Genomic DNA, 7871 nt, shown 5'->3' with positions numbered 1-7871 from the left:
GCGTCGATAAAGGCGATCATCGCTTCAGTGGGCGGTCGAGCTCCGCCATCGCAAAATAAGCCGACGCCTTGCGCAGGATCTCATTGGCCTGACGAAGCTCGCGAACCTCCCGTTCAAGCTCCTTGATCCGCGACAGCTCCGCGCTCGTCGGCCCAGGCCGTATGCCTGCATCCCGCTCAGCACGCCGCACCCAACCGCGAAGCGTCTCCCCGGTGCAGCCGATCTTCGAAGCGATCGAATTGATAGCTTCCCATTCCGAAGCATACTCGCCCCGGTGCTCCAGAACCATTCGAACCGCGCGCTCGCGCACTTCAGGTGAATAGGTATTGCCGTTCCGTTTCGTCATGATGGCTCCTTAATCTCAAGAGGGGGAGCCTCCGGCAATCCCGGCGCGGTTCAGATGCTTCGGGGTCCTCAGTTGCCGCGAGTGCTGCCTTGAACCGCCAAATTGGTGCGTCATCACCAAACATAGCCAGCTTCGAGCGGTTTGCGGGCTGAACGCCACCTCCTAGCCAAGAGATGAACGAGCTGGCCAGTCGATCAACCGGGCGCATTCCGGAAGTGTTCGGCACGATTGTCGGCTGATCGACGGCAACCAAGCAAAGATCCACAGCCCTGCGTTCCGCTTCGATAGTCCGCAGTGCTCCTTCGAAGGTTGCGAGTGCCGGCTCGACAAACTCGATCATGCCGTCTGAGCAGCGGATAATCGCGACAGCTCCTGGAGCTTTCGGATTGTCAGTCCAGGCTGAGTCGAAACCGACTACAGAAACCGAGTGAGGTGATGCGGCAACACTCGCAACGTCTCGGGGAAATTCACTTTCCACAGCCATTCACCATCGCCTTGTCTCCCAGTAGGTCCCGAAGTTAGACCTGATATTGCTGTCATAGGCAAAATCCTCAACCCTAAGCCTGCGACCAAATTTCAGTATTGATTGTTGATGCGGAACCTGCCCGTGTAGCACGATCTCTCGTGCGTTCGATCTAGAGTCGCCAGAAGCGATCAACGGCACATGCTCGTCATGCCGGCTCTAAGCCAAGTGGAGGTAGCAATTGAAGTTGTTTGAATGGCTCAGGTCCTACGCCAGGATGATCAACTTAGGGCCCTTGAGTTCCACGAAGCGACGGCGCGAACATCAGCAATGTATGTTCTTAAGTATCAATGCAAAGGCTCCCGGGGACTATGGTGCAGAGTTTGAGGCCGCTTCGCGTCGCATTGCCCTGTGACGTGCCACTGAGTTTTCATCCAGCGGCGTTTAGAGCCTCGGCCGTTTCTGTTACGCCGTAGGGCGCGGGTTGAGCAACCGGTGGAGACGCGAAGCCCACATCAAGCGAAGCGTCAGAGCCGGTTGCGGCGAGGGTTCCGGCGAAAGCCGCCGGGGTCTGGTAGCCAAGCGAGGAGTGTGGCCTCGCGGTGTTGAAGTCTTTCCTCCATTCGGCGATAGCGCTGCGGGCATGGTCGAGGCCAAAGAACAGGCTCTCGTTCAGGAGTTCATCGCGCATCCGCCCGTTGAAGCTCTCGACGTAGCCATTTTGCATGGGCTTGCCTGGTGCGATGTAGTGCCATTCCACCTGGTGATCTTTCGACCAGGCGAGTATCGCATTCGAGGTGAACTCGGTGCCGTTGTCGGAAACGATCATGTCCGGCTTGCCACGCCGGCTGATCAGATCGGTCAGTTCACGTGCCACCCGGCGACCGGAGATCGATGTATCCGGGATGGCTGCCAGACACTCTCGCGTGACGTCATCGACGATGTTGAGCACCCTGAACCGCCGACCGCAGGCGAACTGGTCATGCACGAAGTCGAGCGACCAGCGCGCATTCGCTCTCGCCTCGACCAGGATTGGTGCTCTCGTGCCCACTGCTCGCCGCCGTGCCCGGCGCTTGCGAACCGTCAGCTCTTCCTCGCGGTAGAGCCGATAGATGCGGTTGATGCCAGACGGTTCGCCCTCCCGCCGCAGCAGGATGAACAGCCGCCGATAGCCAAAACGTCGGCGCTCCTTGGCAAGGTCGCGTAGCCGGCCGCGCAGTTCGGTCTCTGGCGGACGGCAGGACTGGTAGCGGATCATCTTGCGATCGGCACCGACGAAGGAACAGGCCCGACGCTCCGACAGGCCCATGACGGCCTGCAGATGCGCGACGGCTTCGCGCTTGGCGGCGGGCCCTACCATTTTTTTGACAGAAGCTCCTTCAGTGCCGCCGCTTCCAGCATCTGGTCGGCCAGCAGCTTCTTCAGCTTCGCATTCTCGTCTTCCAGAGCCTTCAGGCGCTTGGCGTCGGAGACGTCCATCCCGCCATACTTCGCCTTCCAGTTATACAGCGTTGCCTCGCTGACTCCGTGCTTGCGGGCAAGATCTCCTGCCTTCGCTCCCGCCTCGTGCTCCCGCAGCACCGCGATGATCTGTTCTTCCGTGAACCGCTTTCGCTTCATCTGTCCGTCCTTCAATCGAGGCCGGACTCTAACTCCAGGTGGAGGAAAAACTCAGTGGCACGTCACCAGCTGCAATCCTTTTTGCAGCGTAAAACACTAGTGCAGCCGCCGTATCGAGCGTGTGTGGCTTGAACTCTGGAGAGCCGTCATCACAGCGGAAGAACGTCCCAGACACTGGCTCCTCCTCAGGATTGATTCTGGATGTAACGGTGGCATTGTGTACGCATTCATTTAGTCGTGGCTGACAACAAAATATCGCGCCTTCCGCAGGGTTAAATGAATCCAGTCATAACCTTTCGCAACGAACAGCAGTGAGCTTCTTTATGCGGAAATTATTGCGATCCATAAGAAGTATGCGGCAGCTATTTACAGCAACGATTTTAGCTCTGTCCCTGCTGGGTTTCCTATCATCAAATCAGTTCGCTGCACTACAATTGGCATTCAACTTTTGGGATCCATTCTCTATTTCACAGTATAGATTGTCCAAAATGTCGCGAGAAGATTACGAAGCGGCTATAGAGGACGCTCTTGAAGAAGGGGATGTCGCGGAAGCTCAAGACTTAGTTTCGTTTGCACGTGAGAACGGGCTCGAATTGCCCGCCGAACTGGTAGATCGAACGCTTGAGACATCATTCGAGTTCGGTGTGCGCAATGCCCGTGATTTTGTCCAAGGTGCAATCACCGGGGATGTGTCGAACGCTGCCTCCCTCAGTGGGGCACTGGCAGCTGACTATACTGGCGTCGGTGATGTGCGGGACGTCATGGTTCAAGGCAATAGAGTTGTTCGTGGAGAGGAGTACGATCCGTTGATCCTTGGCTTTGCTGTAGCTGGACTTGCCACAGCAGCGCCGGGTACTGGCGCTGTCGATGTTGGCTTATCTATCGTGAAAAATGCAAAAAAGGCCAATAGGTTAAATGATAAACTCCTGTCTTCCTTGGTACGTTCCGCCGTAGGAGTCGTAAACGTTGAGCGCCTGAAGTCAGGTCTGTCCAGATTATCACTTCCCGAGCCCCGAATGCCTTCTGCGCCGAAAGTTTTGAAATCTTTAGCAGATCTGAAATGGCAGGACGTGACATCGGGGGATCTTTCGCGCTTCAGGAATTTTATTATTGAATTGGCACCTGTTGACGTTGGCGCAGCTAAGAAGGCCGTTTCTGGGGCAGTTCGTAAAGAAGCGTTGTCCGAAATCAAGTTAGCGGCGAACGCTGCCGCTGGCATTGTGGAGGCCGGAGGCGTGAAGGCAGCGTTTAGGGTGATGGAGCATGCCGAAGATGCTCGGGACCTTTCACGCTTCCAATCAATGGCTGGGAAAATGGGGAGCAAGACATCTGCTGCCATTAGAGTCCTCGGTAGAGAGGCGATTTATCTTGGCAGACTGGTGTATGCTGTGTTCGTGGCGTTGGGTGTCCTTTTAGGTTGGTCAATCGGCGTTCTGTGGCTGGCCTATAAAATTTTCAGAGCGTGTTATCGCGTCACTAGGCGCGTGGGCGGTCTCGCATGATACTTTCACAGAAACGGTCAAACCTAGCGCTCCTGGCTGCCGGCGTTGCAGGAAGCGCTGCCGCGGGTTTTGGGTTTGCATTTGGCAAAGATGCCTACAAGAAAACGAAAAGGAACGCCTTTTCCATCCTTCTAATACTAGCTGTTGTTTTTTTTCCCTTCTTAGGCGGAAGGAATCTCGTCAGAGGGCATGATCGAGGTTTCTGGACGACAGTCTTCATCACTCTGCTTGGGAGTGTCCTCCTAATAGTTGTCGGTTTCTGCGCTGCAACAGCGGTGTTGTTTCACATCGCTGCCATGGGGAAGCTCAATTCGGAGAATCCCCTACCGCTTGCCGTGATCGGAGGATTGATCATAACTCTCGTAGGCACTGCAATTGGGCTCATTGTTGGCTTATGTCAGCGACCGAAAAGGCTGAGAGCCTTTGCAGCATGCAGAGCTAACGAAAAATTCCTTTCTGAAAACGGCTTTCGCGAAACGGGTGGCACAGATATCACCCACTATGATCCGTCCGGCCAAGCATTACGCTTTATAGAGGCACACCCTGAGCGCCTCGTATTCATGGCTGTGGGACGTCGGGGGAAACGCGCGTATATCGAGCTGGATCAAAGCGGCCGTATGATGCGCTATTCGGGCATCCAATGAAAGGTGAGTAGCTACGGCCCTGTGCAGAAGGGAGGGCTCGAGTTGTCCGCGTCGGCCGCCTAAAATCCTTGCCGCAAATCCTGTCTGGGCCGGTGGCGAGCATATGTGTCAAGTGCGCCGTTGTGGATGCCGCCTCTAAAGTTCGCGCATTATGAATGCCTTACCAGCGGTCAACAGATTCGCTAGGGCAAGGGGCGGGGACACCGCGATGACGTCGTCCTTTTGACGCAGCCATTCCTCGTGATAAGCATCTTTACCTAGGCGACCGTTTTCTTACGCCCAATCCTTGGACGCGTCGCATGCGCCGCCCAGTATCAGTGCGGCCGAGGCGGGCGAGATCCTGATCGATCCATGTTGAGCGATCGCTGCAAGGGCTGTCACGGGCATTCAACACCCCTGACAGGAACGCGGGGTCTGGTAGACCTGTACCCGGTGACTTGTTCGATGACCACGCCGTTCGCCTCATGGGCAATCTTCCCTCAGCGAGGCGTAGCGGCAGACCTATCCAAGCTTTCGGCTAGCCCTACCAACGACAGGAAAGATGACTTGTAGCCATCTGGATCGTCGCCGCGGGAGCTGGCCGCCATCGCCTTGATCTCCTGCCACGAGTGTTGCGCGATAGATGGATCGCGACGCAGCTTCTGACCGAAGCCTGCAACGGCGACCGAGAAGCGGACGTCCTGCGATGCGTCGACTAAATACTCGACCTCGTCGGCGGCGGTGACCGCCTTCTCGATTAGCCGACTCACATCCTCGTCCGGCAGCTTGTAGCGGATCTTGAGGAAGGCATACTCGCCGCTCCCTGCGCCCCTGTCGTCCGAGGCCAGCGGCTTCCCATAGCGAAGATCGTCGATTAGCGCGGCCGGGCTGCCCTTCGGTGTGATCTCGTAGATCGCTGTCACCGAGTGGCCGGAACCGACGTCGCCCGCGTCGACGCGGTCGTTGTTGAAGTCCTCGCGGGCAAGCTGACGCGTCTCGTAGCCGATGAGGCGATACTTGGAAACTTGAGTTGGATTGAATTCGACCTGGAACTTCACGTCCTTGGCGATCGGGAAGACGTTCGAGGCTGCTTCATTCACCAGAACCTTCTGCGCTTCCTCGAGCGTGTCGATGTAGGCGGCCGTACCGTTGCCGTGCTGCGCGATCGTCTGCATCAGCTGGTCATTGTAGTTGCCGCGCCCAAACCCGAGGACGGAGAGGAACACGCCGCTTTCCCTGTGGCGCTCGATGGTGCGCTTCAAGTCCTCATCGCTCGTCTGCCCGACGTTGAAGTCACCGTCGGTCGCCAGCATCACCCGGTTCACCCCGCCTTCAACGAACGCCTTGGAGGCAAGACGATAGGCGGTGTTGAGGCCAGCTTCGCCTGCCGTCCCGCCGCTCGGGGTGAGCCCGTCGATGGCCGCGTAGATGGCTGCCGTGTCGCTCGCCGAGGTCGGCTCGAGCACCACGCCCGCATGCCCGGCATACGTCACGATCGATACCTTGTCGTCCGGCGAGAGCGAGGCGACGAGCATGCGGAAGGCGTTCTTCAGAAGCGGCAGCTTGTCGGGCGCGTTCATCGATCCCGACACGTCGATCAGGAAGACGAGATTGGCCTGTGGCCGCATCTCAGGGATCACGTCGTATCCCTTGATCGCAACGTGCATCAGCTTACGCCCGTGCGACCACGGCGAGGGCATCACCGTCACCGTCGGGCGGAACGGCTCCTCGCGCGTTTCTGCGAGCGGCCAGTCATAGGGGAAGTAGTTGACCAACTCCTCAACGCGCACGGTGTCGGGGTTGGGCAGCTGCCCCATGTTGAGCAGGCTCCTGACCATCGGATAGGAAGCGGTGTCCACGTCGGCCGAGAACGTCGAGACCGGATGCTCGGAGACGCTCTTTACGCCGCTGCCCTTGAACTCTCGCACGCGGTCGCGGCTTTGCGCGGACGACGGCAGACGATCCATGACTGGCGACGGGTAATTGCCGACGAAGGCGGGAGCAACTGCAACGCCGCGCTCGGCCATCACCATGCTTTCCGTAGCCTTGCGAGCCGGCGGAGCTGGTTGCGGCGCGATGGGGACGATGCCGTCGTTTCTGAAGGCGGCTCCGCCTGCCGGGTGGGAGGCCATCTCCTGAACGACCGCGAGGCCGCTGTCTCGCATGTACTGCGTGTACATCCCGCCGACCACGAAGAAGACTGCGCTTGCAGCTGCCACTGATGCCGTCCCCGTCCAAAGCAACTTCCTCATGATGTCCCTCCATCCGTTTGACGTCTCGGACAAGAGACGCTTGGCGGTGTCGGAACCTTGGGTCACTTTGGCGTATTTCTCGTTGGCTTCGTCATAGGCGGTCATGGCCGCTGCCAGCGCCTTCTTCCGGGCCTCGGGAGACGGCGTGACGGGCCTGGCCTGCCGCAGGATTTCGAATTCATCGTGCATAGGTCGCGCTCTCCGGTTCAGCCAGCAAGACCCTCAGCTTTTTCTTGGCGTCGTGGATGTGCCAGGACACGGTCGTCTCGGAGCACTCAAGCGCTTCCGCCGCCTTCAGGTGGCTGAGGCCTTCGGAATAGACGAGAACGACAGCCTGACGCGTCTTATCCGGGAGCATCCTCACTGCTTCCCAAAGTCGGTCCGCAGCCTCGTCGTCGCCGTCGCTGTTCTGTCCGGCGGATATTGTATGTTCGGCTGAGACAGCTTCGGAGAGTTGTCGCCCTCTCATTGCCTTGCGCTGATGGTCGCAGGCCGCGTTGATCACGAGCCTGTATAGCCACGACGCCAGACTGCACTCTCCGCGGAACGTTCGGATTGAACGACCCAGACGCACGCAAACTTCCTGCGCGACATCTTCCGCGTCCGCGCGATTGCCGAGGTGCCTGTGAGCTACGCGAAAGAACATCTCGTAGTGCATCTCGACAAGACGGGCGAACGCGGAACGATCCCCGTTGCGTGCAAGCACAAGATTTGCGTCCTCGATCTCTTCCATCAGGCTCGTTTCCTGCTCATGCACCTCAGACGATGTCGGGTTCGCTATCCTTGGGTCCGAAGGAAGAATTTTTTCCCGTCTGATCCGTGACTCCGGAAAGTCTGGCGCGAAGTAGGTTGGGTCCGCATCCAGCCAAGTAGCCCATTACCCTTAGATGCTCGCGGGGGCATCCGTATCGCCAACCCTCGCATCAGTCACTTTCGTAGGCTCATGCTAGGGGTTTGGCGGCTTTCCACACATCAAACCCGTAGCAAAACAGTTTGTATGATGGATTGGAGCACCAAACGTGCCGACTGGATCGAACCGCGAGACGAGTAAAGATCGCAGGCTCC

General features: G+C 58.0%; 5 protein-coding genes, 2 pseudogenes and 1 other annotated feature. Of the genes and pseudogenes, 2 read left to right on the top strand and 5 right to left on the bottom strand.

Features of this window, described 5'->3' with window-relative positions; all coding sequences use genetic code 11:
• Nucleotides 1–62: a sequence feature (AL1L pseudoknot), on the bottom strand. This feature is flagged as partial in the annotation.
• The 3 genes and pseudogenes from L630_RS0118105 to L630_RS0118100 form a co-directional block, all read right to left on the bottom strand.
• A pseudogene (locus L630_RS0118105) lies at nt 1–346 on the bottom strand (transposase); the annotation flags it as partial. It overlaps the preceding feature by 62 nt.
• A 58-nt stretch (nt 347–404) precedes the next feature.
• Nucleotides 405–830, bottom strand: a pseudogene (locus tag L630_RS23595) (hypothetical protein); the annotation flags it as partial.
• Nucleotides 831–1239: 409 nt separating this feature from the next.
• Nucleotides 1240–2429, bottom strand: a protein-coding gene (locus L630_RS0118100) for an IS3 family transposase (protein WP_156941771.1) whose coding sequence is annotated in 2 segments (ribosomal slippage) — nt 1240–2177 and nt 2177–2429 — 1191 coding nt in all. Because the reading frame shifts where the segments join, the coding sequence is not laid out codon by codon here.
• A 311-nt stretch (nt 2430–2740) separates the two neighbouring features.
• Here L630_RS0118100 and L630_RS0118090 point away from each other — a divergent pair.
• Together L630_RS0118090 and L630_RS0118085 are read left to right on the top strand one after the other, a co-directional pair.
• Complete coding sequence (locus L630_RS0118090) at nt 2741–3931, top strand: hypothetical protein (RefSeq protein WP_144708796.1); 1191 nt, start codon at nt 2741–2743, stop codon at nt 3929–3931.
• Nucleotides 3928–4575, top strand: a complete 648-nt coding sequence (locus tag L630_RS0118085; protein ID WP_024849621.1) for a hypothetical protein — start codon at nt 3928–3930, stop codon at nt 4573–4575. Before L630_RS0118090 ends, L630_RS0118085 begins: the two co-directional genes overlap by 4 nt.
• A gap of 479 nt (nt 4576–5054) precedes the next feature.
• Here L630_RS0118085 and L630_RS0118080 read toward each other — a convergent pair whose 3' ends face one another.
• Both L630_RS0118080 and L630_RS0118075 read right to left on the bottom strand, forming a co-directional pair.
• Entirely contained in the window at nt 5055–6995 is a 1941-nt protein-coding gene (locus L630_RS0118080; protein ID WP_024849620.1) for a VWA domain-containing protein, read from the bottom strand.
• Entirely contained in the window at nt 6985–7539 is a 555-nt protein-coding gene (locus L630_RS0118075) for an RNA polymerase sigma factor (protein WP_024849619.1), read from the bottom strand. Before L630_RS0118075 ends, L630_RS0118080 begins: the two co-directional genes overlap by 11 nt.
• Nucleotides 7540–7871: the final 332 nt, after the last annotated feature.

This window comes from Aminobacter sp. J41 (assembly GCF_000526635.1).
Classification (GTDB): domain Bacteria; phylum Pseudomonadota; class Alphaproteobacteria; order Rhizobiales; family Rhizobiaceae; genus Aerobium.
The sequence above is the reverse complement of the archived record's forward strand: the minus strand, read 5'-3'. Positions and strand labels throughout refer to the sequence as shown.